27 protein-coding genes and 1 rRNA gene are annotated in these 26,462 nt (G+C 59.5%); 16 read left to right on the top strand and 12 right to left on the bottom strand.

The window, feature by feature from the left end; translation table 11 throughout:
* Window positions 1–9 precede the first annotated feature (9 nt).
* The 3 genes from nuoH to ABD819_RS12290 all read left to right on the top strand — a co-directional run bounded on the left by nuoH (window position 10) and on the right by ABD819_RS12290 (window position 2,280).
* Entirely contained in the window at window positions 10–1,104 is a 1,095-nt protein-coding gene (gene nuoH, locus ABD819_RS12300; RefSeq protein ID WP_345124738.1) for an NADH-quinone oxidoreductase subunit NuoH, read from the top strand.
* A gap of 5 nt (window positions 1,105–1,109) precedes the next feature.
* Window positions 1,110–1,688 carry a NuoI/complex I 23 kDa subunit family protein gene (locus ABD819_RS12295; protein WP_345124736.1) on the top strand — a complete coding sequence of 193 codons (579 nt, stop codon included), beginning with the start codon at window positions 1,110–1,112 and terminating at the stop codon, window positions 1,686–1,688.
* 85 nt (window positions 1,689–1,773) lie between these two features.
* A complete protein-coding gene (locus ABD819_RS12290) occupies window positions 1,774–2,280 on the top strand; it encodes an NADH-quinone oxidoreductase subunit J family protein (protein ID WP_345124735.1) in 507 nt (168 codons plus the stop codon).
* Between the two features lie 59 nt (window positions 2,281–2,339).
* Here the strand turns inward: ABD819_RS12290 and ABD819_RS12285 are convergent, their stop codons facing one another.
* From ABD819_RS12285 to aspS, 4 genes are all read right to left on the bottom strand, one after another.
* On the bottom strand, window positions 2,340–3,413 hold the full coding sequence (locus ABD819_RS12285) for an SWIM zinc finger family protein (RefSeq protein WP_345124733.1): 1,074 nt from the start codon (window positions 3,411–3,413) through the stop codon (window positions 2,340–2,342).
* Window positions 3,414–3,589: 176 nt separating this feature from the next.
* Window positions 3,590–3,778 (bottom strand): hypothetical protein, encoded by a 189-nt coding sequence (locus tag ABD819_RS12280; RefSeq protein WP_345124731.1) that lies wholly within the window; start codon window positions 3,776–3,778, stop codon window positions 3,590–3,592.
* Between the two features lie 181 nt (window positions 3,779–3,959).
* Window positions 3,960–4,421, bottom strand: a complete 462-nt coding sequence (locus ABD819_RS12275; RefSeq protein ID WP_345124729.1) for a hypothetical protein — start codon at window positions 4,419–4,421, stop codon at window positions 3,960–3,962.
* A 4-nt stretch (window positions 4,422–4,425) separates the two neighbouring features.
* On the bottom strand, window positions 4,426–6,189 hold the full coding sequence (aspS, locus tag ABD819_RS12270) for an aspartate--tRNA ligase (protein WP_345124727.1): 1,764 nt from the start codon (window positions 6,187–6,189) through the stop codon (window positions 4,426–4,428).
* A gap of 252 nt (window positions 6,190–6,441) precedes the next feature.
* Between aspS and ABD819_RS12265 the strand changes: the two genes are divergently transcribed.
* The 6 genes from ABD819_RS12265 (at window position 6,442) to ABD819_RS12240 (ending at window position 11,509) form a co-directional block, all read left to right on the top strand.
* On the top strand, window positions 6,442–6,882 hold the full coding sequence (locus ABD819_RS12265) for a T9SS type A sorting domain-containing protein (protein WP_345124724.1): 441 nt from the start codon (window positions 6,442–6,444) through the stop codon (window positions 6,880–6,882).
* 149 nt (window positions 6,883–7,031) lie between these two features.
* Window positions 7,032–7,583 carry a hypothetical protein gene (locus ABD819_RS12260; RefSeq protein ID WP_345124722.1) on the top strand — a complete coding sequence of 184 codons (552 nt, stop codon included), beginning with the start codon at window positions 7,032–7,034 and terminating at the stop codon, window positions 7,581–7,583.
* A 14-nt stretch (window positions 7,584–7,597) separates the two neighbouring features.
* Window positions 7,598–8,029, top strand: coding sequence for a nucleoside deaminase (locus tag ABD819_RS12255; protein WP_345124720.1), 432 nt, complete (start codon window positions 7,598–7,600; stop codon window positions 8,027–8,029).
* A gap of 105 nt (window positions 8,030–8,134) precedes the next feature.
* Window positions 8,135–8,749 (top strand): superoxide dismutase, encoded by a 615-nt coding sequence (locus tag ABD819_RS12250; protein ID WP_345124718.1) that lies wholly within the window; start codon window positions 8,135–8,137, stop codon window positions 8,747–8,749.
* Between the two features lie 212 nt (window positions 8,750–8,961).
* Entirely contained in the window at window positions 8,962–10,077 is a 1,116-nt protein-coding gene (locus tag ABD819_RS12245) for an alkene reductase (RefSeq protein WP_345124716.1), read from the top strand.
* Between the two features lie 145 nt (window positions 10,078–10,222).
* Window positions 10,223–11,509 (top strand): nucleoside permease, encoded by a 1,287-nt coding sequence (locus ABD819_RS12240; RefSeq protein ID WP_345124713.1) that lies wholly within the window; start codon window positions 10,223–10,225, stop codon window positions 11,507–11,509.
* 108 nt (window positions 11,510–11,617) lie between these two features.
* On the opposite strand, the gene ABD819_RS12235 is transcribed toward ABD819_RS12240, so the two are convergent.
* Window positions 11,618–12,028 carry a nucleoside-diphosphate kinase gene (locus tag ABD819_RS12235; RefSeq protein ID WP_345124710.1) on the bottom strand — a complete coding sequence of 137 codons (411 nt, stop codon included), beginning with the start codon at window positions 12,026–12,028 and terminating at the stop codon, window positions 11,618–11,620.
* 222 nt (window positions 12,029–12,250) lie between these two features.
* Here ABD819_RS12235 and ABD819_RS12230 point away from each other — a divergent pair, with 222 nt between their 5' ends.
* The 5 genes from ABD819_RS12230 (at window position 12,251) to ABD819_RS12210 (ending at window position 16,630) form a co-directional block, all read left to right on the top strand.
* On the top strand, window positions 12,251–13,297 hold the full coding sequence (locus ABD819_RS12230; RefSeq protein ID WP_345124707.1) for a DHH family phosphoesterase: 1,047 nt from the start codon (window positions 12,251–12,253) through the stop codon (window positions 13,295–13,297).
* A gap of 38 nt (window positions 13,298–13,335) precedes the next feature.
* A complete protein-coding gene (locus tag ABD819_RS12225) occupies window positions 13,336–14,379 on the top strand; it encodes an FKBP-type peptidyl-prolyl cis-trans isomerase (RefSeq protein WP_345124704.1) in 1,044 nt (347 codons plus the stop codon).
* A 92-nt stretch (window positions 14,380–14,471) separates the two neighbouring features.
* On the top strand, window positions 14,472–15,071 hold the full coding sequence (locus ABD819_RS12220) for an FKBP-type peptidyl-prolyl cis-trans isomerase (RefSeq protein ID WP_345124702.1): 600 nt from the start codon (window positions 14,472–14,474) through the stop codon (window positions 15,069–15,071).
* 10 nt (window positions 15,072–15,081) lie between these two features.
* Window positions 15,082–15,606, top strand: coding sequence for an FKBP-type peptidyl-prolyl cis-trans isomerase (locus tag ABD819_RS12215; RefSeq protein WP_345124699.1), 525 nt, complete (start codon window positions 15,082–15,084; stop codon window positions 15,604–15,606).
* 67 nt (window positions 15,607–15,673) lie between these two features.
* Complete coding sequence (locus tag ABD819_RS12210; protein ID WP_345124697.1) at window positions 15,674–16,630, top strand: FKBP-type peptidyl-prolyl cis-trans isomerase; 957 nt, start codon at window positions 15,674–15,676, stop codon at window positions 16,628–16,630.
* 266 nt (window positions 16,631–16,896) lie between these two features.
* On the opposite strand, the gene recO is transcribed toward ABD819_RS12210, so the two are convergent.
* From recO to ABD819_RS12190, 4 genes are all read right to left on the bottom strand, one after another.
* Window positions 16,897–17,619 (bottom strand): DNA repair protein RecO, encoded by a 723-nt coding sequence (recO, locus tag ABD819_RS12205; RefSeq protein ID WP_345124695.1) that lies wholly within the window; start codon window positions 17,617–17,619, stop codon window positions 16,897–16,899.
* Window positions 17,620–17,683: 64 nt separating this feature from the next.
* Window positions 17,684–20,071: a type IX secretion system anionic LPS delivery protein PorZ gene (gene porZ, locus ABD819_RS12200; protein WP_345124693.1), complete on the bottom strand. Its 2,388-nt coding sequence runs from the start codon at window positions 20,069–20,071 to the stop codon at window positions 17,684–17,686.
* 70 nt (window positions 20,072–20,141) lie between these two features.
* Complete coding sequence (locus tag ABD819_RS12195; RefSeq protein ID WP_345124691.1) at window positions 20,142–20,768, bottom strand: thymidine kinase; 627 nt, start codon at window positions 20,766–20,768, stop codon at window positions 20,142–20,144.
* Between the two features lie 153 nt (window positions 20,769–20,921).
* The gene (locus tag ABD819_RS12190; protein ID WP_345124689.1) at window positions 20,922–21,251 is read right to left on the bottom strand and encodes a 2Fe-2S iron-sulfur cluster-binding protein; all 330 of its coding nucleotides are present in this window, start codon (window positions 21,249–21,251) and stop codon (window positions 20,922–20,924) included.
* A gap of 37 nt (window positions 21,252–21,288) precedes the next feature.
* On the opposite strand from ABD819_RS12190, the gene ABD819_RS12185 reads away from it, so the two are divergent.
* Window positions 21,289–22,512: a hypothetical protein gene (locus ABD819_RS12185; protein ID WP_345124686.1), complete on the top strand. Its 1,224-nt coding sequence runs from the start codon at window positions 21,289–21,291 to the stop codon at window positions 22,510–22,512.
* On the top strand, window positions 22,505–23,572 hold the full coding sequence (locus ABD819_RS12180) for a hypothetical protein (protein ID WP_345124683.1): 1,068 nt from the start codon (window positions 22,505–22,507) through the stop codon (window positions 23,570–23,572). The genes ABD819_RS12185 and ABD819_RS12180 overlap by 8 nt, the downstream gene beginning before the upstream one ends.
* Here ABD819_RS12180 and ABD819_RS12175 read toward each other — a convergent pair.
* The 3 genes from ABD819_RS12175 to rrf all read right to left on the bottom strand — a co-directional run bounded on the left by ABD819_RS12175 (window position 23,522) and on the right by rrf (window position 26,456).
* On the bottom strand, window positions 23,522–24,889 hold the full coding sequence (locus ABD819_RS12175; protein WP_345124682.1) for a hypothetical protein: 1,368 nt from the start codon (window positions 24,887–24,889) through the stop codon (window positions 23,522–23,524). The two genes, ABD819_RS12180 and ABD819_RS12175, sit on opposite strands and share 51 nt — an antisense overlap.
* Window positions 24,889–26,184 (bottom strand): rod shape-determining protein RodA, encoded by a 1,296-nt coding sequence (rodA, locus tag ABD819_RS12170; protein ID WP_345124681.1) that lies wholly within the window; start codon window positions 26,182–26,184, stop codon window positions 24,889–24,891. The genes ABD819_RS12175 and rodA overlap by 1 nt, the downstream gene beginning before the upstream one ends.
* Before the next feature lie 160 nt (window positions 26,185–26,344).
* Window positions 26,345–26,456 (bottom strand): 5S ribosomal RNA (rrf, locus tag ABD819_RS12165).
* Between the last annotated feature and the right edge of the window lie 6 nt (window positions 26,457–26,462).

Here is a 26,462-nt window from a genome sequence, read left to right as displayed (position 1 = left end):
TCAAAAAACATGACTCTCCCCGCTCTGGGCTGGCAAGGCCTCGTCGTTCTGGTGGTATTCGGCGTTTCGCTGCTGATTGCCACCTATTCCACCTACGCCGAGCGCGTTATCGCCGCGTTTTTGCAGGACCGGGTTGGGCCGGACCGCGCCGGTCCGTTCGGCCTGCTTCAGCCGCTGGCCGATGCCGTAAAACTCTTCACCAAGGAAGAATTCTTTCCGGCCGGGGCCAACCGGGCGCTGTTCGTGTTCGGGCCCTGCCTGGCCATGACCACGGCACTGATGTCGTCGGCCGTGATTCCGTTCGGCAACGTGCTGCAGTTTGGCGAAACCGCCATTCACCTGCAAGGCATTGAAATCAATGTCGGGATGCTGTACGTGTTCGGTATGGTGTCGCTGGGCGTGTACGGTATCATGATTGGCGGCTGGGCGTCGAACAACAAGTTTTCGCTGCTCGGGGCCATCCGCGCCGCTTCGCAAAACATTAGCTACGAGCTAGCTATGGGCCTGGCCCTGATTGCGGTACTGATGATTTCGGGTACGCTCTCGCTGCGCGAAATCACGTTTCAGCAGGCTTCGGACGCACCGTTTGTGTGGCAGGACATCTTCAACTGGAACGTGATGAAGCAGCCGCTGGGCTTTATCATCTTCATTGTGTGCGCTTTTGCGGAAACTAACCGGACGCCATTTGACTTGCCCGAGTGCGAGACCGAGCTGATTGGTGGTTACCACACCGAGTACAGCTCCATGAAAATGGGCCTGTACCTGTTTGCGGAGTACATCAACGTGTTCGTGGCTTCGGCCGTGATGAGCGTCATTTACTTCGGTGGTTTTAATTTCCCCTTTCAGTACGAGCTGCGCGACTGGCTGGTATCGTCGCAGGGGCTGGAACTGGTGACGGCGCAAAACATCATCACTATCCTCGGTTTGGTGGGCCTGTTCGGCAAAATCTTTGGCTTTATCTTCTTCTTCATGTGGGTGCGCTGGACCTTGCCGCGCTTCCGCTACGACCAGCTGATGCGCCTGGGCTGGACCATCCTCATCCCCCTGGCCATCTTCAACATTATGTTGACAGGCGGCCTGATTACGTTCGGCGTAATTAAATAACGACTATGGAATCCTTAAGCAAACGCGCCAAAGTTCTCGAAAAGAAGCCCATGACCCTAGCCGAGCGGGCCTACCTGCCGGCTATTTTCCAGGGCTTGAGCATAACGATGCAGCACTTTTTCCGGGCTGCGACCAAGAAGCAAATCACCATCCGCTACCCGGAGGAGACGCGTCCCTTCTCGCCCGTGTTTCGCGGCCTGCACGTGCTCAAGCGCGACGAAGCCGGCCGCGAGCGCTGCACAGCCTGCGGACTCTGCGCCGTGGCCTGCCCCGCCGAAGCCATTACGATGGTGGCCGGTGAGCGCAAAAAGGGCGAAGAAGGTCTCTACCGCGAAGAGAAATACGCCGTCAGCTACGAAATCAACATGTTGCGCTGCATCTTTTGCGGCCTGTGCGAAGAAGCCTGCCCGAAAGCCGCCGTGTACCTGCAAGCCGATAAAATGGCCCCGCCGCGCTTCGAGCGTGACGAATTCATTTATGGCAAAGACCGGCTGGTAGAGCCCGTCACGCCGGACAACCGCTCGAAGCGCGGTATCCAGCTCACCTCTGAGCAAGCTGATAAGCTGCGAACTCAAATTGCATAAGTAGCGCGGACTCTGTAGTCCGCGTTTGGCAAGAATTCTTTCATTACCGTCCCACTCGCGGACTACAAAGTCCGCGCTACTGCTCATGTCCCTCTTCCTTTTTCTTTCCTTTGTGGCCCTGCTGAGTGCATTGGGCGTGGTACTGGCCAAAAACCCGGTGCATAGCGTGCTCTTCCTCATTCTCACGTTCTTCACGCTCTCGGGCCACTACCTGCTGCTCAACGCGCAGTTTCTGGCGGCGGTGAACATCATCGTGTACGCCGGGGCCATTATGGTGCTGTTCCTGTTCGTGATTATGTTCCTGAACCTGAATGAGGACACCGAGCCGCACAAACCGGCCCTGGCCAAATTCGCGGCCGCTATCGCCGGTGGCTCACTGCTGCTGATACTGGTGGCTGCTATGCGCAACGTGAGCCCCGCTGGCTACGACCCGGCCAGCTTCGACTCCCAGATTGGCATGGTGGACAAGCTGGGCTTGGTGCTCTTCAGAGAATACGCGCTGCCGTTTGAGTTGGCCTCGGTGCTGCTGCTGGCCGCCATGGTGGGCTCGGTGATGCTGGGCAAGCGAGAGACGGGCGAGCGGAATTTCTAAACACTTCTGCCAATAAAGCAAAGCGCCGCGCCCAATGGGTGCGGCGCTTTTTTGTGGATTCAGGCATCCTTTCTTGGTCGGCCGCGCCGCTTGGGTGGTAGGGCGGCTGTTTCGGGCTTGGGTCGGCGCTTGGGCAGCCCGGCTTTGACATCAGAACCGGGAGGGCGCTTGAGGGGCTTGAGCGGCAGGCCGGTGGCTTCTTCGGGGGCGATGATGACGAAGCCGGCCCGGCCCAGGCTGGTCTGCAAGGTGCGGAGCGGCCGGTACTGCTGCATGAGCTCGGAGGCAAACAATTGCACCTGTTGGGTGAGGGCCGGCAGCAAAGCTAACGCTTTGAGGCAGGCCACCAACCGGCTATACAGCAAGTAGTTCCGCAGCGACTTGTCTTCCAAAAACCCCTCAAAACGCTCCATTACGGCATCGAGGGTGGCTTCGGGCTGGAAGCGGGCGGCTTCGCCCAGCAAGTAGGGCAGCGTGTACGAGTCGTGCGCGGGCGGGTTTTGGAGCCAGTTCAGGGCCAGCACCAGGGGCAATAGTTCGGGGCCGCGCTGTTGCTCCAGCAGCTGCTGCGCCTGCTCGGCGAGGCTGAGCGGCCGGCGCGGCGCGGGCCGCTGAGTGGGCGCGGTAGTAGGCCGGGCCACATAGTGGGGCTGCGCCGGCAGCTTGGCCAGTGCCTTTTCATCGAACTCGAACGCCGCCAGAAACCGGCGCAGCTGCTTGGGCTTTTGCGCGAGCAGCTGCCGCAGAAAAGCCAGCTTTTGCTTATCGCTGGTGCGAGCCCAAGCCCCCTTCAGAATGTGCGCCGACTTTTCGGCTTTGCTGCGTTTTTCCGGGGGAGCGGGCTGGGCTATTATTCCGGCATCAGCTACCAGGCCGAGCACCGCCAGGCCCAGCGCGATGCCGTGCTTGCACACCGGACCGTAGTCATACGGGCAATTACACTGTATTTCGGGTGGACCGGTAGCGCGGATTTGCAGGCTGACCCGGTACGTGGCGGTGCCCCGCACCTTGGCCGTGAATACGTCTCCCTGCTGCCGGATGCTTCCAACTGCCTCATCGTCCTCGTAATAAGCCCGGCCCCGCTCAAAAATGGTGCGGGGTACCAGCGCTGCTAACTCTTTTTTGGTGAACATGGCGAGTAGCTCTTGTGCATAGCCACAAAACTACGGGCCGCCCCTCGTTTTTCCGCCACGCAAAAAAGAGCCGCGCCTACTGGGCACGGCTCTCTCACTTTAGCCTAAATGATAACGACTTATCTATCTAACACACACAAATAAACAGCCTCACCCCACGTATGGTGAAGCGGTGATTAATTATAGGAACCAGCGATAGCAACGCCTTCCACCCGCGCGACAACCGTAGAGCGAATGGGCGCGGAACGGTGGGTCGGCACCCGCATTTTGTACACCGGCGAAGCAACCAGCTGCACACGCATCAGGGAGGCGCTCAGCGTAGCCCAGAACAGGAAAACGGCGGCGAAGATGGACAGCTTAGACATGTAGGCGAGTGGTGAGGTAGTCAACTGATACAAACCTACTAGACCGGGGCACAGTCGGATTTTGGCCTTCGCTCAATGCCCGGAATCACTCGGTGAATGGAACAGTTAGAGAGGTGGATGCCTGAAAAACCAAAAAAGCGGCGACTGAAGTATCAGTCGCCGCTTTTTTGGTTCGTAAGTATCACATCTGGTTCGGTGAATACTTATTCAGATAGACCTGTAATGTGCGTGCATCAATGTCTAATTCACGCATTGATACACTCGCTATTTCTGTTTTCCTCTCTGGGTAAACCCTATTTGTGAGGACTAAATAAGTTGAAACAGAGCGGTAGCCTACTTCTGTTTTAATAATTGGCAAAGCTCTTCCCCAAGGTAAGAAGCCGGTTTTAGCAGTCCATATTCCACTGTTTCCGATTTTTAGCTGAGGCCCCTGGTCAAATCCCCGCTTGATTGCTTGCCATATTACAAACAGACCAAACAGAGGAATAAACAAGGCTCCCCACCATTCGAGCCAATAAGTGAAAGCAGCGCCACCGAACAGAAATACCAATCCAATCAGAATGTCAAACAAAATTACGCTTTGAGAAAACCTGATTTCATGGTCGAAGTTAATTTGCTTCTTACCCAATTTGGGCTTTTTCATCTCACTACTTCGCCACCACGGCCGTCTTAATGCTTAGCTCCTTCAACTGCACATCCGAAATCGGCGAGGGCGAGTCAATCATCACGTCGCGCCCCGAATTATTCTTCGGGAAGGCGATGAAGTCGCGGATAGAATCAGAGCCGCCGAAGAGGCTGCACAGGCGGTCGAAGCCGAAGGCGAGGCCGCCGTGGGGCGGCGCGCCGTACTCGAAGGCGTCCAGCAGGAAGCCGAACTGGGCTTGGGCTTCTTCGGGGGTGAAACCGAGCAGCGAGAACATGCGGGCCTGCACGGCGCGGTCGTGAATGCGGATGGAGCCACCGCCCACTTCCACGCCGTTTATCACGAGGTCGTAGGCATTGGCGCGGGTCTGGCCGATGGTGGCCGGGTTATCGAGCAGGGCCAAATCCTCCGGCTTGGGCGAGGTGAAGGGGTGGTGCATGGCGAAGTGGCGGTTTTCCTCCTCGCTGTATTCGAGCAGCGGGAAATCGACCACCCACAGGGGCGAGAACTCCTCTTTGTTGCGCAGGCCGAGACGCTGGCCCACTTCGAGGCGCAGCTCGCTCATGGCTTTGCGGGTTTTGGCTTCGGAGCCAGCCAGCAGCAAGAGCAAGTCGCCGGGGTTAGCGTTGAGGGAGGCGCTCCACTTCTGCAATTCCTCCTGGGAATAGAACTTGTCAACCGAGGATTTCACCTGGCCGTCGGCCTCCACGCGGGCGTAGATGAGGCCGGTGGCCCCAATTTGGGGCCGCTTCACCCACTCAGTCAGCTCGTCGAGCTGTTTGCGGGTGAAATGGGCGCAGGTGGCGGCATTGATGCCGAGGATGAGTTCGGCGCTGTCGAAAACCGGGAAGCCCTGGCCCTTTACCGTGGCGGTGAGGTCCGTCAACTTCATGGCGAAGCGCGTGTCAGGCTTGTCATTGCCGTAGTCGCGCATGGCGTCGGCGTAGGTCATGCGGGGCACGGTGGGGAAATCGAGGTTTTTGATTTCCTTGAATAGGTAGCGCACCAGGCCTTCGAACATGTCGAGGATGTCTTCCTGGGTCACGAAGGCCATTTCGCAGTCAATCTGCGTGAATTCGGGCTGGCGGTCGGCCCGCAGGTCCTCGTCGCGGAAGCACTTCACAATCTGGAAGTAGCGGTCGAAGCCCGACACCATGAGCAACTGTTTAAACGTCTGGGGCGACTGCGGCAGGGCGTAGAACTCGCCGGGGTTCATGCGGGAGGGCACCACGAAATCGCGCGCGCCTTCGGGCGTGGACTTAATGAGGACCGGCGTTTCGACTTCGATGAACTCCTGGCCATCGAGGTAGCGGCGCACGGCCTGGGCCATTTTGTGGCGCAGCATGAGGTTGTTGCGCACCGGGGTGCGGCGCAGGTCGAGGTAGCGGTATTTCATCCGCAGGTCGTCGCCGCCGTCGGTGTCGTCTTCGATGAGGAAGGGCGGCAACTTGGCGGGGTTCAGAATCTCGACTTTCTCGGGACGAATTTCGATGCCGCCGGTCGGGATTTTATCGTTTTTGGAGTAGCGCTCGGCTACTTTGCCGGTCACACTCAGCACAAACTCGCGGCCGAGGTGGCGGGCGGTTTCGCGCACGGCTTCGGCTTCCACGCCTTCTTCGAGGGTGATTTGGGTGAGGCCATACCGGTCGCGCAGGTCAATCCAAAGGATGGCACCCTTGTCGCGGGTGCGCTGCACCCAGCCGCAAAGGGTGACGGTTTGGCCGATGTGTTCGGGGCGAAGTTCGCCGCAGGTGTGGGTACGTAGCATCTTCTCAATTAACATTTAACAATTGACATTTAACAATTAGCAGCTTTCACTTAACGGATTGTGGCTTCCGGCGCACGAACACGAGCCGTTTGCCTGGGGAGCACCTGTTAAATGTTAATTGATAAATGTTAAATGAATCTGCTGCGAAGGTAGCCACTAGGCCGCCGGGGCAAAACCCAAACTTTGGTACGGAGTATGCAAAGGCCGCTGGCAACTGCGTTCCTTTGTCTTCTCAATCCCCTTCAATACCTCATGAAATTCCTCCCCTCTTTCGCACTCGCGGCGGCCCTGTTAGTTGCCGGCACCGCGCAGGCTCAAACCAAAATCAAGACCAAGAGCAAGTCCGACGAGTCGGGAACTACGGTAAAAGCCAAAGGCTCGGCCGGCGCAGTCACGCTCGATGGGCCGATTAAGCGCATCGAAACGCTCTCGGGCATCGATGTTTTCCCCAAGCCGAACTCGACCAGCATCCTGCTCAGCTTCACGCAGCAGTTCACCAAGCCCGGCACGCTGGTGATGACCGATTATAAGAACAAAGTCATCTACCAGACCGAGTTGGACCCGGTGAACAACACCGGCGCCCCGGTGGATTTGGGCCGGATTCCGGCCGGTACCTACCTGGTAGAGGCCAAAACCGGCAACTACGTCTACTGGAAAAAGGTGCGCATCAAGTACCCCGCTGCGCGACGGTAAGCCTGGGTGATACAAGCCCCTATAAAGAACGTCATGCTGAGCTTGCCGAAGCATCTCTACCGCAATAGTAACTATATACTTACGCAGTAGAGATGCTTCGACAAGCTCAGCATGACGTTCTTTTGTATCGTTTCCAATTCCTGTTTACTATGAAAATCACCTCGCTGCTGCTGCTGTTTCTGGCCCTCACGGCTTTCGGCCCCAAGCCCAAGCTCACCACCGTGAAGCTGGGCTCCGGCCTTTCGGTGGGCGTGCCCGCCACCTTTGCCCCCATGCCCGATGACGGCATCGCCGTAAAATATCCTTCGCCGCGCAAGCCGCTGGCCGTGTATTCCGACCCCAGCGGCCGTATCGATTATAGCGTGGCCGTGCGGCCCACCACCTTCGAGAGCATGGATTATGCTGTGCTGCTTAAGATTTACAAGTCCAGCATTCAGCGACTTTACACCAAGGTTGATTTTCTGAAGGAGGACATCCGCACCGTGAATGGGCGCGACTTTATTTATTTCGAGTTTGTTTCAACCGTCTCAGACACCCGGCGCACTGGCAATCAGCTGGCGCCCATCAAGCGCTACCAGACGGTGCAGTACGCCATTGTGAAAGACCAGATGTACGTTTTCACCTTCGTGGCCCCCGCCGATGAGCAGGCCCAATGGCAGCCCACGGCCCAGGCCGTGATGGGGGCTATTGCGCTGAAATAAGCCGCGCCCGCGCCATGACCGACGACTATTTCATGCAGCAGGCGCTGGCCGAAGCCCGCAAGGCGCTGGCGGTCGATGAAATACCCATCGGAGCCGTGGTGGTGTTCGAAAAAAAGATAATCGGCCGCGGCTATAATCAGACCGAGCAGCTCCGCGACGTGACGGCCCACGCCGAAATGCTGGCCCTGACTGCTGCCGCCAACCACCTCGGCAATAAATACCTGGCCGACTGCACCCTTTATGTGACCATTGAGCCGTGCGTGATGTGCGCCGGGGCCAGCTACTGGGCTCAGCTCAAAGCTGTCGTTTTCGGGGCCGATGAGCTTAAAGTGGGCTTTCGGCGGCATGGGCAGCTATTGCACCCGCGCACGCAGGTGCGCGGCGGGGTGCTGGCCGAGGAATGCGCGGCACTCATGCGCGATTTTTTCAGTTTGAAGCGGAAATAATCTACTTTTGGTATTCAACGCCCCACCGGCGCAACCATGCCTGCTATTGGTTGTTCCAAGGCCGGGTATTTTATACACTCTTCACCACCCAACCCCTTTTTTATTATGGCTTTCGAACTTCCAAAACTTCCGTACGCCTACGATGCCCTCGAACCCACGTTTGACGCGCAGACCATGGAAATCCACCACAGCAAGCACCACCAGGCTTATGTGACCAATCTGAACGCGGCCATCGCGGGCACCGAGATGGAGAATCAGACCATTGAGGAAATTATGCACAACATTGCCAAGGCTCCCGTGGCCGTGCGCAACAACGGCGGTGGCCACTACAACCACTCCCTGTTCTGGACCATCCTCGCGCCGACCGGCGGCGGGCAGCCCACCGGCGAAGTAGGCGAAGCCATCACCAAGAACTTCGGCAGCTACGACAAATTCAAGGAAGATTTCACCAAAGCTGCTACCACGCGCTTTGGCTCGGGCTGGGCCTGGCTGTGCAAGCAGCCAGATGGCTCGGTGCAAATCTGCTCCACGCCCAACCAGGACAACCCGCTGATGCCCGAGTCGGGCTGCAAGGGAATACCCGTGCTCGGCCTCGACGTATGGGAGCACGCCTACTACCTGAAATACCAGAACCGCCGCCCCGACTACGTCGCCGCTTTCTTCAACCTCGTCAACTGGGACGAAGTGAACAAGCGCTTTGCTGCCGCTTACGCCAGCTAATTTTTTTACGGCCGCTATTTGGCGGTGATTATTGAAACGTAAAAGCCCGCTCCACCTCGTGGGGCGGGCTTTTTGCGTTCCCGAAAGCATGTTTCGACCCAGCTCACCCAAAGACAACACAGGCAACGGAAACAATTCGTGTACGTACCTGCTTTTAAATCGCGTTTCATCAATCCGTCGTTGCGGCCCACGCACCGCAGCCTTCTCATCCTATGTCACAGAAAGCCTTCGAGCCCGCCCACCTGGGCCCCCTCACCCTGACCAACCACCTCGTAATGGCCCCCATGACGCGCAGCCGCGCCCTGGGCAACGTGCCCAACGAGCTGATGGCCGAGTACTACCGCCAGCGCGCCACGGCCGGCCTTATCATCACCGAAGGCACTTCCCCCTCGGCCGATGGCCTGGGCTACGCCCGCATTCCCGGCCTCTTCAACCAGGAGCAGACCACCAACTGGCAGCGCATCACCGAAACCGTGCATCACCACGGCGGCCACATTTTCATTCAGCTGATGCATTCCGGGCGCATCTTTCATCCCCTCAACCTGCCCGCCGGGGCCGAGGGCGTGGGCCCGTCGGCCGTGGCTGCCGCCGGCCAGATGTGGACCGACCAGCAGCAGATGCAGGACCACCCCGCCCCCCGCGCCCTCACTACGGAGGAAGTGGCCGCGGTAGTGAAAGAATTTGCCCACAGCGCCCGGCTGGCGATGGATGCCGGCTTCGACGGCGTTGAAATCCACGCCGCTAACGGCTACCTGCCCGAGCAGTTCCTCAACCCCCACAGCAACCAGCGCACCGACGAATATGGCGGCAGCGTGGAAAACCGCACCCGGTTTTTACTCGACGTCACCCGCGCAGTGGCCGCCGAAATCGGGGCCGACCGCACCGGCATCCGCCTCTCGCCGGGCAGCACCTTCAACGACATGGCCGCCTACCCCGAAGTGGCCGAAACCTACGCTCACCTGGCCCAGGAGCTGCAAAAAACCGGCGTGGTGTACATCCACCTCGTCGGGACGGCTTCCCTGCACGCCGAAGCCCGCACGGCCCTCGAAACCGCCTACACTGGCCCCATTATCTACAACGGCGGCTACCTCGACCTGGCCCGCGCCGAAGCCGACCTGGCCGGCCGCGCCGATTTCATCTCCTTCGGTACGGCTTACATCGCCAACCCCGACCTCGTGGAGCGCCTCAAAGCCGGCCAGCCCCTGGCCGATGCCGACGAGGCCACGTACTATGCCCCCGGCCCCGGCGGCTTCACCGACGGCTACACCGACTACCCCACGGCCGACGGCCAGCCCGCCGGTACCTTCTCGCCGAGCTACGAGGCGTAAACCTGCCTTAGATTAGTACTTAAGCCCCTGTGAAGCCTGCCCCCCGCCGGGCGCTTCGCAGGGGCTTTTTTATTTATCTTTGACAGTCTCGGCCAGTGCGCCGACATTGCTTTTGTCTTTTTTACGCCTCTTGCCCTGTTCCCGCATGAATACGAAGCTGCGCCTTACTATCCTGAGTTTCCTCCAGTTTTTCATCTGGGGCTCGTGGCTGATAACGATTGGGGCTTATTGGTTTCAAACGAAGCAATGGTCTGGCGCGCAGTTTGGCGCCATTTTCTCGACCATGGGCATTGCTTCCATCTTCATGCCCTCGCTCATGGGCATCGTGGCCGATAAGTACGTGAACGCGGAAAAGCTCTACGGCATCCTGCACATTCTGGGCGGCCTCACCCTTTGCACCATTCCTTTGGTCACGGACCCCGGCACGTTCTTCTGGGTGATATTGCTGAACATGATTTTCTACATGCCCACGCTGTCGCTGTCCATCGCCGTGTCGTTTTCCATATTGAAAACCGAAGGCCTCGACGTAGTCAAGGACTACCCGCCCATCCGCGTGTGGGGCACCGTGGGCTTTATTGTGGCCATGTGGACGGTAAGCCTGCTGGGCTTCGAGAAATCGGCCAGCCAGTTTTACATTGCCGCCGGCGCGGCCATTCTGCTGGGGCTCTACTCGTTCACGCTGCCCAAGTGCCCGCCCCAGTCTGCCAATTCTTCCAATCAGAGCCTTGTTGAAATTCTGGGTCTCAAGTCGTTTGCCCTGCTGCGCGACCGCAAGATGGCCACCTTTTTCATCTTCGCCTTGCTGCTGGGCGCGGCCCTGCAGCTCACCAACGCGTACGGCGACACCTTCCTGCACGATTTCGACAAGACCCCGGCCTACCAGGACACCCTCACGGTGAAGTATCCGGCCATTATCATGTCCATCTCGCAGATTTCCGAAACGCTGTTTATTCTGGCCATTCCCTTCTTTTTGCGGCGCTTCGGCATCAAGCAGGTGATGCTGTTCAGCATGATTGCCTGGGTGCTGCGCTTCGGGCTGTTCGCCTACGGCAACCCCGGCTCGGGCCTGTGGATGATTATCCTCTCGTGCATCGTGTACGGCATGGCCTTCGATTTCTTCAATATTTCCGGCTCCCTGTTTGTCGAAACCCAGACCCAGCCCAGCATTCGGGCCAGCGCGCAGGGCTTATTTATGATGATGACCAACGGCTTTGGGGCCGTGCTGGGCAGCTCGCTCAGCGGCATCATCATCCAGAACTACTTCACTGATGCCAACGGCGTGAAAGACTGGCCCAGCATCTGGCTCACGTTCGCCGGCTATTCGCTGGCCATTGCGGTGCTGTTCGTCCTTATTTTCAAGCACAAGCACACCACCCAACCAGCCGAGGAAACCCTGCACTCCGAACCGCTGCTCTCCATCGAGCAACCCTAAATAAGCTCGACAATACAAGATTAGTATAAAAATAGTCTGTATTTGGCACAAAGAAAAAGCCCGCTCTGCGCATTGCAGAGCGGGCTTTTTGCAGCTTTTCGCTTCGTATTACTTCGAGCCGAAGAAAAAGTCAGCTTCGATTTGCGCGTTCTCGTCCGAGTCGGAGCCGTGCACAGCGTTCGCCTCGATGCTCTTGGCATACTTCTTCCGGATGGTGCCGTCCTCGGCATTGGCCGGGTTGGTGGCTCCGATGAGGGTACGGAAGTCGGCTACGGCGTTATCCTTCTCGAGTACGGCGGCCACGATGGCACCGCTCGACATATATTTCACCAGGTCGTTGTAGAAAGGACGCTCGGCGTGCACGGCATAAAACTGGCCCGCGCGCTCAGCGGTGAGGTTGATTTTTTGGAGTTCCACGATGCGGAAGCCGCCGGCCTCAATCATGCCCAGGATACCACCAATGTGGTTTTCCTGAACGGCATCGGGCTTAATCATCGTGAATGTGCGGTTGGTGGCCATAAACTGGGCGGGGAAGTGGTGGTTAAAAAAGTTATTGAATCACAAAAGTAGCCATAAAGCCCAAGGGTTGCAGTAGCTTGGTTGGGCGGGTCGTTCGCCGACTTTGGGCGAACCTTCCGGGGGCAGTGTATTGTTGGGAACGGATTTCTTCCGACTTTTGCCGCCCCAATTATTCGTAAGCCACCGGCCCTCAGTTCCGTCGTAGGGCCATTCTCGTTGTCGATGTCTAGTTCCATTTCCGCCCTGCAAGCCTTGCTGGCGCAGCCCAAGCAGATTGTTATCACGACCCACCACAAGCCCGACGCCGACGCGCTGGGCTCCTCGCTGGCCTGGGCGGGCTACCTCAAGCAAAAGGGCCACCACGTAACGGTGGTCACGCCTTCCGACTACCCGGCGTTCCTGAACTGGATGGAGGGCAACGACGAAGTAGTGGTGTATGACAAGCGCCAGAATGACCGGCAGGTGCGCGACCTCATTGCCCGCGCCGAGGTCATTTGTTGCCTCGATTTCAGCTGCCTAGGCCGCATCAACGAGCTGGGCGAGTACATCCGCCAGGCCGGTGGTACCAAAGTTCTCGTCGACCACCACCAGGAGCCCGAGGATTTTGCCGATATCACGTTTTCGGTGCCCACGGCGGCGGCTACGGCCGAGCTGATTTTTGAAATCATCCGCGACCTGGGCCACCAGGACCTCATCACCAAAGGCATTGGCGAGGCCCTCTACGCGGGCATAATGACCGATACGGGCTCGTTTCGCCACCCCAGCACCTCGCGCAACGTGCATTTGATTATCGCCGAGCTGCTCAAGGTCAATATCGACTTATCGTCGGTGCATCGCCGCATCTACGACTCGCATTCCGAAATCCGCCTGCGTTTCCTGGGCTTCGTGCTGAAGGATAAGCTGATGGTGAACCGCGAGTTCAATACCGCCTATATCGCCATCACGCAGGACGAGCTGCGCCAGTACCAGAGCAAAACCGGCGATACCGAAGGCCTGGTAAACTATGCCCTTAGCATCGAGGGCATCAAGTTCGCGGCCGTGTTTATCGACCGGGGCGTGGCCGTTAAGATTTCCTTCCGCTCGGTGGGCAGCTTCTCGGTGAGCGACTTTTCGCGGCGGCATTTCGAGGGCGGCGGGCACCACAACGCCGCCGGCGGCATCAGCTACCTGCCCCTCGATGCAACCGTGGAGCGCTTCCTCAGCATCCTGCCCGAGTATAAGGAGCAACTTACGGGAGTATCTGTCGCTGTAGCGCCGCCAGTAGCGTAACTTTGAACCGTACCTGATTCTTCACTTCTTTTAATTTCATGCGTTTTTCCTCCCGCTCTGCGCGGCAGCTGGCCCTGGCGGCCGGCGTGCTGAGCTTCGCTTCCCTCACGGCCTGTAACAAAGGCGGTGGTGAATTTGCCAAGACCAAGTCCGGCATCGAATACAAGATTTTCAAGAAAGTTGGCAACAGCTACGAGCGCCGCGAAATCGGCCCCGATGGCGACCCAACCTACAAAGACCGGGTGGGCAAGTTCCTGCTGGGCAACATGCAATACCTGACCGGCAAAGACTCGGTGCTGCAGAACACCCGCCGCGACGTGGGCCTACCCGTGCCCCTGCCCCTGCAGGAGCTGAAGCAGAAAGGCATGCCCGACGAGGCGCTGTCCATGCTGCAGCCCGGCGACAGCGGCGTATTCCGCTTCCAGGTCGATTCGCTCATCAAGGCCAGCTCGGGCCAGAAAGTGCCGAATTTCCTGCGCAATGGCGGCAACGTGGTGGTGCTGCGCGTGGCGACCACCGATAAACTTATCACCAAGGCCGAAGCCGAGGCCCTCCAGCCCGAGCTGCAAAAGCGCGCCCAGGCTGCTCAAATGAAGCAGCGCATGGCCTCGCCCGAGTACGCCAAGCAGATGCAGGAGCAGAAAGATGCTCAGGCCAAAATGATGGCCACCCCGGCCGTGCAGGCGCAGCTGAAAAAGGACGACGCCGTGCTGCAGGACTACGTGAAGAAAAACAACCTCACGGTGCAGAAAACGCCTTCGGGCATCTACTACCAGGTGCTGAAGCCCGGCACTGGTGCCAAGCCCACGCCCGGCCAGACGGTGAGTGTGAACTACAATGGCACGCTGCTCAGCGGCAAGCTCTTCGACTCGTCGGACAAGGCGGGCAAGCCCATCGAATTCCCCATCGGCCAGGGCCAGGTTATTCCGGGCTGGGACGAGGGCATTGCGCTGCTCAACAAGGGCAGCAAAGCCATTCTGCTGATTCCTTCCACGCTGGCCTATGGCACGCGCGGTGCCGGAGCCGACATTCCGGCCGATGCGCCCCTGCGTTTTGAGGTGGAACTAGTTGACGTTCAATAATCCTTAACGTATTTCCTGATTCCGGCCAACGGGCGGCGCGGCGCAGCTGCCCAGGCCCCGTTGGCCGGAATCTTTTTAGTCCCTCCCTTGCCATGAAAAATATTTTGCTGCACTCACGCCTGTTGGTGCTGCTGGCTGGCCTGCTATTGGCCGCCCCGGCCCTGTGGAGCTGCAACACCGAAACGGCTTCGACCAAGGTGCTGCGCGAACACGAAGAACAGATGGCTCGTATCGACGAGGACACAATTCGCAACTATCTGACCCGTAACAACCTGATAGCTACGGCTACCCGCACCAATTCCGGGGTGTACGTATCCACTATCGTTGCGGGTAATGGGACGCCGGTAACGGCTGGCAAACAGGTGCGCGTGAAGTACGTGGGTCGTTTCCTAAGCAATGGGGCACAACCCGGCTCATCGGGCTACCCGGCTTCGTTCGGCAATCCCAGCTTCCCGCAGGGCAGCATTTTCGACAATTCGGCTGACAACCGCACGGCCTGCGGCTGTGCCGTGTTCACGGCCGGCAACGGCAGCACCAAACCGGGTTTCGATGAAGGCTTGCAGCTGCTTCGGAAGGGCGACCGCAAGCTGCTGCTCATTCCGTCGCGACTAATGTATGGCTCGGCCGGAACGACGGGTATTCCGCCCGATTCGGCTCTGATGTTCGATGTCGAAGTACTGGAGGTTTTTTAAGCAGTCGACCATGGCAGGCGCTGTTGGCACAAGCCGGAAGGCTGGCCCGCTGGGGCTACTATTGGGTTTGGCCGTGACGGCAGCCCACGCCCAGACGGGCATCAAGCCCACCGTGCCTACTACGCCCAGCGCCCCCGCCACAACTACTGCGTTTCCCGATTCGGCGCACCTCACCACGCAAACGACGCGGGGCGGGGTGCGCTTCGTGTTTCACGAGCGCGGCGTGGGGGCCCAGGCCCGGCCGGGCAGCCGCGTGGCGGTGCGCTACACCGGCTTCCTGCCCGATGGGCATATTTTTGATGCCACCGCCGCCTCGGGTGGCCCATTACGGTTTCGGGTGGGGCGCCAGGAGGTAATTGCGGGCTGGGACGAGCTGCTGCCGTTGCTGCCGGCCGGCTCCCGGGTCCGCGCCTGGATACCCGCAGCGCTGGCCTACGGAGCTACCGGCGTGCGCGACCCCGACGACGATACCCGCTACCTGATTCCGCCCAACACCGAGCTGGTATTCGAGCTGCAAGTTGTGAGCGTGCGCTGACGCGTTTACGTATGGCTCCAAGCCTTTTTTTTCAGATGCCCGGGCAGGCTAAGCCACCAATTTTTCCATGATGCGAATCTTTCTTATCAGCGCCATGAGTGCGCTGCTGGCCCTGGGGCAGTCTGCCCAAGCCCAAACGCCGGGTACGGAGTTTGCCCGCCTGGCCAGCGGCACTGCGTACCGCCTTTTCCGCAAAGACGCCGGTGGGCAATACCAATCCCGGGCCCTCGCGCCTACCGATGCGCCCTACGCCAGCCGCGCGGGCATGATTCTTACGGTGTACATGGAGTTCCGTACGGGCCGCGATTCGGTGCTGATGAACTCGCGCCGGATGCAGCCCACACCGCAACCCGTGGCCCTACCTGCCGAGCCCGTGCGCGGCAGCCTGGAAGAAGCCCTGGGCCTGTTGCTGCCCGGCGACAGCGCCGTGTTCCGCTTCCCGGCCGATACGGTATTTGCCAAAACGTTTCGGCAGCCCGTGCCGCCATTCATCCGCAAAAACGGCAATACCCTGGTCGTGCTGGCCAGTGCGCGCGAGCTGCTCAGCATGGCTGAGATGACTGCCCGCCAGGAAAAACTGAAGGCCCAGTACTCGGAGCAGGCACAACGGTCGGCTATTGCGCAAACGACCAAAGACGTGGCCCTCATTCAGGCTTACCTGAAAAAGAACAAGCTGGTGGCTAAGAAAACGGCGGGCGGCACCTACTACGTCATCACCCGCCTTGGGAAGGGCCTGCCGCCCAAAAAGGGCCAGACCGTGCGCGTATTGTACAAGGGCACCGTGATGACTACCGGCAAGGAGTTTGACTCTTCGGCGAAGCACGGCAACGAGCCTATTGCCTTTCCCCTGGGCGTGGGCCAGGTTATTGCCGGCTGGGACCAGGGCATTGCCATGCTGCCCAAAGGCAGCAAAGCCATTCTGCTGATTCCCTCGGTGCTGGGCTATGGCACCCGCGGAGCCGGGGCCGACATTCCGGCCAACGCCGTGCTCCGCTTCGACGTGGAGCTGGTCGACTTTAAGTAAGTCGTCGTCGGACCTGACAACAGGAAAGCCCGTCAGGCTGAGCATGCTTATCCTTACCCAAATTTATCCGGCTGCCGCCAGGCGCAGGTTGAACAGTCCGGTCAGACCGCCCTGGGCGGTCTGACCGGTTGAAGAACCACCGATTTTGCCCTCCCGACAACTGGTCAGACCGCCTCGGGCGGTCTGACCGGAGCAACGGCCCCATATTTGGGTAAGGACGAGTACGCTGGGCCTGACGGGCTTTCCTGTTCCTGTTCTACGATTCTCTACTCCGCCAAAACCTGCGACAGAATGTCCAGGGAGCGGATTTCGCCCATCTGCTCGACGTGCAGCTGGTAGTAGCGAATGAGGACGTGCAGCAGCTCATTCCGCACCCGTCCGTTGGGAATGGTACTGGTGGCGGGGTCGTGTAGCAGCTCATCGAGGTAGCCATCAAACTCGCGCAGTCGGAGCGTGGCCGGACTGGTTGCGCCCCGCGCCGTGGCCGCGTGGCCGGCCATTATCACCTGGTCGGTGAGCTCCGCGCCCGAGCTTATCCCGAACCCCAGATACGTGGCGAGGCGCAGCAGAAAGGTGAGGGCGAAACGCTCGCTGCCCGTCGTCTGCTGGTCAAAGGCCAGCATGGAATCGTGCAGGAAGGCGAACAGGGGCTCATTTTGCTCTTCCTCGCGCACGGCCCGGCCCACCACATCCGACAGAAAAAGTACGACGCTGCTTTTCGCCACATCGTAGGGCAGCGTCTGGAAGGGCTCGGCGCAGCGGAACTCGGCCAGCCGGGTGAGGCCGCCGCTGCCCCGGGCCACGTAGGCTACCAGTTCGAGCAAGGTGAAGGGCTGAAACAGGGCAATGCGCCCCGGCGGCTTGGCCTTACGCACCCCGTTCACGATATAAGTCTGCACGCCCAGCCGTTCGGTATACACGCGGGCAATAATGCTGGTTTCGCGGTACTTGAGGTAGCTGAGAACGATGCCCCGGGTCTTAAGCAGCATTAGGTTACGTATTGGTTTTTGAATGCGCTGAGGTGCCTGACTGAGCTCAGCAGCCCCTCCCCAATCACTTGCTGAGTACGGCTATTTTGCTGATGCAGCCGTTTTTACCGTCGGCATCCGACGAGAGCACGAGGTACACGCCGGAGCGCACACGCTGGCCGTCGGGGGTGGTCAGGTCCCAGGTTACGGCCCCGCCATTGGCCTTGGTCGCGTACACCAGATGGCCGGCTACGTCGGTAATTTTCACCAATCCGTTGTTGGCCAAACCGGTGATGCCTACCGTACCCGCAAAATCGGGGCGCACGGGGTTCGGAAATACGGCCGTGCACTTCGGGTCGCCTTCGGTGATGGTGGCCGAGCCGCGGTAGGCCACTACGCCGGCATCGGTGGCCACCCACACTTCGCCGGTTTTGTCGTTCACCTTCACGTCCACGATGCGGTTGGATGGTAGCGGGCTGTTTTCCTTGGTGAAGTGTAGCAGGGCCTCATCGGCATCGGGACTGAACAGCCACAGGCCGTTGTCGGTGCCGAACCACTTGCGGTCGGCCCCATCGACGGCCATGGTGCGCACGGCCTCCGTGAAGAGCACCGGGAAGTCCTTGCCTTCGCCGCGCCGCACGTAGGGCAGGGTGAAAGCCGCGTTGGCCCCAAACGCTCCGCTGGGGTCATTAAATACGGCCACGCCTTTGATAGTCGCCACCCAGATAGCGCCGCGCCGGTCTTTCACCACCTCGTAAAGCTGATTATCCGGCAAGCCCGATGCGGTACTGAAAAACCGGGGCCGCTCCGTGGCCGTGGGCTTGGGGTCGATGGCAAAAAGTCCGCCTTCGGTTTGGGTCGAAATGCTGGGATTATTGGGTTTGCGGGCCACTGTTGCCCACACAATTCCCTGGTCATCGAGGGTAATGCGGTCGAGATTCTCGAAATTAGGAACCCAGGGAATAGTACGCCAGGTATTGGCGCTGGGCGTGAAAGCGTACAGCCCCGAAGTATTGGGCGCACCGTGCGGGTTCACCACATAAACGTTACCCTCGGCATCGGAAGTGACATCGGAAACCCGGTCATTACCCGCGCTGGCATAGGGCAGAATAGGGCTGCCCGGCGCACTGGCCGCGGTCGAGGTGAACTGCCGGAATTGCCCCGGGCCCTTCCACTCCAGCAGGCCACCTCCAAAACTGCCCACGTAGAGCGTGCCATCGGGCGTGCGGGTGCCCCGCGACACATTGATTGGGTTCGGAAAATCGGTAGCTGGCAATTTGAGGCTGGTTACGTTGGTCCATTGGCCGCCCTCGTATTCATAAAACCCAGCCCGCCGGCCAAACGGCAGGTACCGCTCCGAATAGCCGCCGGTAAATACATTAACCTTATTAGACCGCGCATCGGCCAACAGGCCAAACGAATTGCTGCTTTCCGGCCCATTCGCCTCAAATACTTCCGTAGGCTGGCCGGCTCGCACCCACTGCAACCCCACTGCGTAGTTTGCCACGTAATGACTGCCATCGCGGGAACGCACGGCATCGGTCGTGAAAGTGCCCGGCCGGGGCGGCACAATCGTTGTCACCACCCCATTCCGGTCGAGGCGGCGCACTCCATAATTATCGTCGGTGATGTAGAGGCCGGCAACATTGGCGCGTAGCGTACGAAACTGCAACGTATACGTATCCGGCACCTGCTGCCACCTGCCAAGGGCCCCCGCGGCGCCCGGGATGAACTTGTAGAGCGACAGCCCCGGATTGTCCACGCCGGCATAAATCTGCCCGGCAAACGTAGCCAGCACCCGGTACACGTTGGGCGTAGCCGGGCCAGGGGGCAGCGGCTGCTGGTCCAGAACCCAGCTGCGGTAGTCGAGCAGATTGGCGGTTAACGAAGCCCGAAGCAGCCCGGCCGACGTAGCGGCCACAATTGTATTGCCGGCCACGGTCACATCATACACTGCCGCTACGGTGCCCCCTGGGCCGATATTGCTGTACGTATCGCTGATTTCCAGCTTCGTCAGGTTCAGCACCACAATGCCGAAGCTGGTCGAAATATAGGCTTTAGTACCGCTGATGGATACCCGATACACTTCCTTTTTACCCTGAATCGACTTGCGCAACACGTCGTTCAGGTTGCGCACGCTGCCGTTGGGCCGCAGCACATCAATGTTGGTATTGGCGTAGACCACTACCGTTTGCTTGCTCACCGAATCGTGGGCCAGGGCCGCGACTTTAACATCATTCAGGCCATCACGGCGCGAAAGCACCTGCGTCGTGCTCTGCTTCTTATCCAGAAAATAAAAAGCGTTTTCGGTGGCTACGTACAACCGGTCGCCGGCATCGGCCAGGCGCAGGGGGCGGTTGGTGGGCAAGTGCAACTGCCAGTCGCCGTAGCCAACCGGACCCTGCGCACGCGCGGTCCCGGCAATAAATAACAGCCCGGCAACCCCGAGCAAACAACGGAAAAGGTAGGACATACGCGCTGCAAAGACTGAAGTAAGGGATAGAAGCCACGGGGCCGCCTCTGCCAACGCCTGGCCCGGCAGTTTAGTGCGTGGCGGTGGAATGCGCTTCCGGGGCCGGGGCTTTGGCTTGCATTCCCTCCAGGAAACAGGGCCGACACCGCGCCTCATACAAATCGGTTTCGCCGAGCATTACCTGGCTTTCGTTGGCAACCATGCGATACGAGTACGAGGCAATTTCGCCGCAGCACACGCACACGGCATGCACCTTGGTCACGAACTCGGCCGTGGCCAGCAAAGCGGGCATGGGGCCAAAGGGGCGGCCCAGGTAATCCATATCCAGCCCGGCCACGATGACACGAACGCCGTTATTGGCCAACTGCTGGCACACTTCCACCAGCGAGCTGTCAAAAAACTGGCCTTCATCAATACCTACTACATCGGAACCGGCGGCCAGCAGTAGCATTTCGGAGGCCACGGCTACCGGCGTCGAGCGAATGCGAGCCGCATTATGGCTCACCACGTCCTCGGCGTGGTAACGGGTGTCGAGGGCGGGTTTGAAAATTTCGACCCGCTGCCGCGCAATGCGGGCGCGGGTGAGGCGACGAATCAGTTCTTCGGTTTTGCCCGAAAACATGGAGCCGCACACCACTTCAATCCAGCCCCGGCGGGGGGCATTGTGGCGGTTGCCGACGCGGGGTTCAATAAACAAGGTACTGGCGGGCTTGGATGGGTTTGGAAATCTAAAGTTAGGAACGAACCGCCAAGCGCGGCGCACGCATGGTCCGGGCAAACCAGCAAATTGCCTGACCACCTGCAAGTCGGCTCGCCAGGCCTCCGACCCAATAAAATGAGCGGGGTAGCGCTAGGGCGTTTCGCCGTACTGCTGATGGGGCAGTTGGGTGGCGGCAGGCACCCGGCCCACCACCGGCCCCGCGGGCAGCCGCGCCTGGCAGGTGAGGCGCTCGTGGGGCAGCAGCCGGCCGGCGGCGCGGTAGCGCAGCTCGGCCTCGGTGGGTGGGGTCAGGTTTTCCAGCCCGGCCACCACTTCCAGGCGGCAGGTGGTGCAGCGGCCTTTGGCTCCGCAGGCGTGCATCCAGTCGTGGCCGGCTGCTTGCAGCGCGGCCAGCAGCGTGGTGCCGGCGGGCACTTCTATGGTAGCGCCGGGCAAGTTTTCAATCGTCAACAGGGCCATTTGTGCCTAACTTCGGCCACCGAAACCCGGCCTTTTTATGAACGACAAATATAGCCCCACCAAGTGCGCGCAATACGGCCGCCGCTTGGCCGCCCGGCTCTGCGACCAGCACTTCGGCCCCCAGCCCACCGCCACCCTCGATGGTCCGGCGGTGCTCAAATTCACGCCCATTCGCCAGCTCAACCTGTTGGTAGTCCGGCAGCTGCTGGGCCAGTGGCAGGCCGAAACGGCTAAGCTTCGCAGCCCTTATTTCGACTTCGAGGCCGCGCCCGTGCAGGCGGCCCTCACGCAGTTCATGAACGTGCTGTCGCGTCACATTCGCCTGGGCCGCGCCGCCTACGAGCCGCTGCTCGCCCAGGCCGCCGCCGACACGCTGAACATTGTGGCCGACCCGGCCGGCAGTTTCCAGCGCCTGCTCCTCGGCCAGCTGGAAAAGCCTACCCTGGAGAGCCTGCGCGACAATCTGCGCTACCTCGATGTCGATAAAGCCTTCTTTCAGGGCTTCGTTGATAGTCTGCCTGTGGGCACCGAGCTTAGCCGCGACTTCCTCACTCACCGTTTCGGGCTTTATCATGCGGCCAACTACAAGGCTCACCAGCCTTTGCAGCGTCTGGTTGAAGAGTTGAGCACCTTGTTGCCCCTCACCACCGCCGATTTGCTCGAGGACGGCCCGGTATCGGCCATTTCACCCGCCCCCGCCCCCGAACCGCCGCTCCCGGCCGTTGCGCCCGAACCCAAACCGGAACCGGTGGTACCGCCCACCTTCGTAGCTCCGCCAGTTCCTATTGCTGCTGTTCCCGAGCCAGTTGCGACCACTGCAACGCCCGCTGCTACCGTCGCCGAGTCCGCGCCTGCACCATTTACCCCCGCTAGTCCGGCCCCGGCTCGCCCACTGCCCGACCTGGAAACCGCCAGCCTGCCCCTCCACGAGAAGCTGAAAGCTGGCCAACCCGCTGCCCCCGCCCTGGCAGACACGCTACGGGCGACAACCGTCCCCGTGTCGCTGGCCGAGCGGGCGGGCACCAAAGTCGAAACCCTACGCGAGGCCATTTCCATCAACCAGCGCTTTAGCTTTATCAATGAGCTGTTTGGGGGCGAAAACATGGATTACCACGCCGCCATTCAGCACCTCGACTCGCTCCCCACGGCCGAGCAGGCGCGGGCCCACGTTACCGAAGCGCTGTCGCCACGCTACGATTGGAGCCGCAAGGAAGAGCATGTCAATAAGCTCCTGAAACTCATCGAGCGCAAGTTTGCCTAGCCCCGCGCCCTCTGCGTCTCTACCCGACCGGAAGCATCGGGCCCGGCGCTGGCTGCTGCCGTGGCTGCTAGCTGTGGCGGCTTTGGCCAACCTGGCCTATCCGATGTACGTGCATTTCGATTTTTCGCACTCGCCTGATACCCGCAGCTACCTAAGCATGGCTGCCGGCCGCTTCGACAGCATTCGGGTCACCCACCGCTACCGCGTGCTGGTGCCGGCCGCCGCCGCCGTGGTAGCGGCTCCGGTGGCGCAGCTCTACGGGCGCGTGTGGCCCCAGCGCCCGGCGGGGCAGTGGCCGCTGCGGTTCGCGTTTTACCTAGTCAACTGCCTGGTGCTGGCGGCGGCCGGAGCCTGTTGGTACAATGCCGCCCGCCAGGCTGGAGCTGCGCCGGAAGCCGCCATTTTGGCTATGCTGGCCGTCCTGACCAGTCGCTGGGCAGAATACGCGGCCGGGCTTCCCCTCACCGATAGCCTCTACTTACTGGTTTTTGGTCTCGGTTACTACGCCGTTCGGCGTGGCCCCCGCGGTAGCTGGGCCTTACTACTAGCGCTTGTGTTGGGCCCATTATCGAAGGAATCGTTTCTGTTTCTGGTGCCCTGGCTACTCTGGTTTGGTCGCCGCACGCTTGCCTGGCCCCGCCAGCTGCTGGCACTGGCGGGCGGTGTCGGGGCCCTGGTGGCGGTTCATTATGCCATCGACACTCACCTTGGAGCACCAGCCACGCAGTCCGTTTCCAATGCCCTCGAGCATTTCACGAATATCCTCTATTCGCTGCAACGAGCGGTTTCACCCAAAGGCTTAGGCGAGCTGCTCAGCATATTTGGCCTGTTCACACTACTCGTTCCCGTAGCTTTTTGGCTGGAGAAACGCCAACGCACGAGCGAATCCGCCACTTTCTACGCCTCCCTAGGCTGGGCTGAGGGTGGCTTACTTGTGGTTGTAGCCATCCACATGCTCTTGTCCGGCGATTTGGGGCGAATGGGCTACCTCGCGGCCCCCGCATTCTGCTCAGCGCTGGCGTTGGTCTTCACGCATTGGCGCCGCTTCGCCCGTACCTGACACCGCTCCGGCAGGCCAGCGCAGGCCCACCAGTGCCAAAGCCAGCAACAGCGGCCACACCGGCACCAGAAACCGCGCCGCCCCCAAAGGCCCGGTCAGCACGGCCACGTACAGCAGCAAGCCCACCGCTACCCAGCGGCCCTGGCGCAGCACCCGGCCCTCACTGCGTAGCCGCCAGAAACCCCGCACCGCCAACACCAGGCGCATTCCATTAGCCAGCATCACCATGCCCAGCACGGCCAGCAGGCCCAGTGGCAAGCGGCTCACCGCCCGCCAGAGGCCACCCGCGCGCGCCTGCGCCAGTAAGCCGCCACCCTTGGGCTCAGCCAGGCCCGCCAGGTGGCTCACGTCAAAACGGCCAGGGTCCAGAAACAAAGTCAGCATACCCTGCGCGTGCTGCCGCGCATACACTATTGGATGCGCCCAAAGTATCGCCCCCGCCCGCTGCTGAATAAGCTGCTGCCGGGCCGCGAAATCAGGCTGAGCTGCGGCCTCGTGCAGAACATTAGCCACCCATTCCTCTTCCACCGCTGGCCCCTCTATCTGGCGTACTACGCCTGCGGCATTGTAATGCAGGAGGTTAATTTCGGCAATGCTTGAGAAATGCAGATAACCAGTCCGCTGCTTATTCCAACCCATATACAGCGCCACCACTACTACCGGCACCAGGCCCAGCAGTGCTAAGCCTTTTGTAGTCCGCTGCCACGCCAGCACCACTCCTAACACCGCCGGTACTACCGCTAAGGGGTAAAAAACCGGCTTTATCAACAAAGCTGCCACCACAGCCCCAATACCCGCGGTAAAATAGCGCAACTCCCGCGTTTTAATAAACGCCAAAGCCGCCCAGGTCATCAACAGAACTGCTGTCTGTAACAATATCTCGCTCATCACCGCATGAGCATAGATGAACTGCGCTGGGAAAGTCACAATACCCAGTAAGGCTAGCAGCCACTGCCCATTTGTTGGCCGCGCCCGGCGAGCCCACCATGCCAACACCAAACCGATATTGAGCAGGCTCAACAGGCTCTGAAACACCAGCAATGCGCTCACACCTTTTGCCCACGCCAGGCTCATCACCACCACCGGATAGCCCAACGTCCGGATTGTAAACTCCTGCATAGCCTGCCCCTGGGGCAATACTCCCATCCAGGGCCGCGCATATAGCTGGCCGTGCAGCCGGATATTTTCCGCCGCTTGCAGGTACCGGTCCGAATCAGGAAAGCTCCAATTAGCGGTGCGCAGTACCCAGCAAAGGGTTAGTAGGTGCCCTGCCACCAGCACTGCCCACACCCACCCCGGCACCCGTGGCCTCTCCATCAGCGCAGCAAATCCTGTTTGCGGTAGGCATCTAATGCCAACAGGCTAAACAGTAAAATGGTGAATGACCACAACGACGACCCCCCATAACTAAAAAACGGCAGCGGAATGCCCACCACCGGAGCCAGGCCGATAGTCATTCCCATATTCACCGTAATGTGAAAAAACAGCACACTTGCCACGCAATAACCATAAGTGCGTCCGAACACTGACTTCTGCCGTTCCGCCACATAAATAATACGCCACAATAGGGTCAGGTACAGCCCAATTACTACCAGGCTACCCATCCACCCAAACTCCTCTCCTACCGTACAAAAAATAAAATCAGTGCTCTGCTCCGGCACGAAATCAAACTTCGTCTGAGTACCCTGCAAAAAACCTTTACCCAGCAATCCCCCCGACCCAATCGCAATTTTACTCTGCGTTACGTTCCAGCCCTTGCCTAGGGGGTCCGCCGAAGGATTTATCAGTACTTCAATGCGTTGGCGCTGGTGCGGTTGCAGAACTTTATTATAAAAAAAATCAACCCCTACCACCATCCCAATAACAGCCAGCCATACCCCCAGTGCCAACGGCAAATGATGCCGCAACACCCGCCTGTTCAGCCCCAATACCGCCAGTAATATTCCTGTAAAAGCCGCTACCAGCCACAGTTTCGGCACCAATAGCGCCAGCAATAATATCACTCCCGATGCTGCCAGCAACAGCAGTATCAGAGGCGACATACCCTCGCGGAAATATGCCAGCAGTAATGCTCCAAACACCAACGCCTGTCCCGACTCATTTGAAGCCACAATCAACAATGGTGGCAACAATGTAATCCCTGCCAGCACCAGTTGGTCCCGCCAGTCCTGATAGCGCAGGTTAATGCTCGCCATAAACCGCGAGGCCGCTAATGCCGTCGTAAACTTCGCAAATTCAGCCGGTTGCAAGCGTACCGGTCCGATTTCCAACCACGACCTTGAGCCCGCAATTGGCCGGGCAACAAACATTGTCACTACCAGCAACAAAATCATCCCACCATATAAAGCATAAGCCAAGGTATCGTAAGCCTTATAGTCAACCACAAGCAACACAACAACCAGTACAACCGCTGTCGCAATCCACAAAAGCTGCTTAAACCAGTTGAAAGCCATAAGCTTATCAAAACTCAAGCTTCCCAGTGGATTCGCCGGTGCATCAGGCGAATAGCTCGATGCATAAATGCAAACCCAGCCTATGCCAACCAGCACCACATAAAGTAGAACCGTCAGCCAATCAATACTACGACTATAACGTGCCGGTGAAACTTGCACAGCTAATGATACTACAAACCTATAGACAAAATTATAACCAGTTAGCACCTACTTATCAAGCCACTGTAGCAAAACTGCGACGTTGAACTGTCTAGCACTAATTACAAAGCAAAACCCCCTGTGCGGCTGGTAAAAGCGGCACAGGGGGTTACTCAAATAAGGTTGGCGGCGACCGACTCTCCCACCGGTGAAGGCAGTACCATAGGCGCACCGGGGCTTAACGACTCTGTTCGGAATGGGAAGAGGTGAACACCCGGGCTAAAGCCACCATTGCTGGC

The sequence above is a fragment of the Hymenobacter antarcticus genome (assembly GCF_039539545.1).
GTDB classification, from domain to species: domain Bacteria; phylum Bacteroidota; class Bacteroidia; order Cytophagales; family Hymenobacteraceae; genus Hymenobacter; species Hymenobacter antarcticus.
The sequence above is the reverse complement of the archived record's forward strand: the minus strand, read 5'-3'. Positions and strand labels throughout refer to the sequence as shown.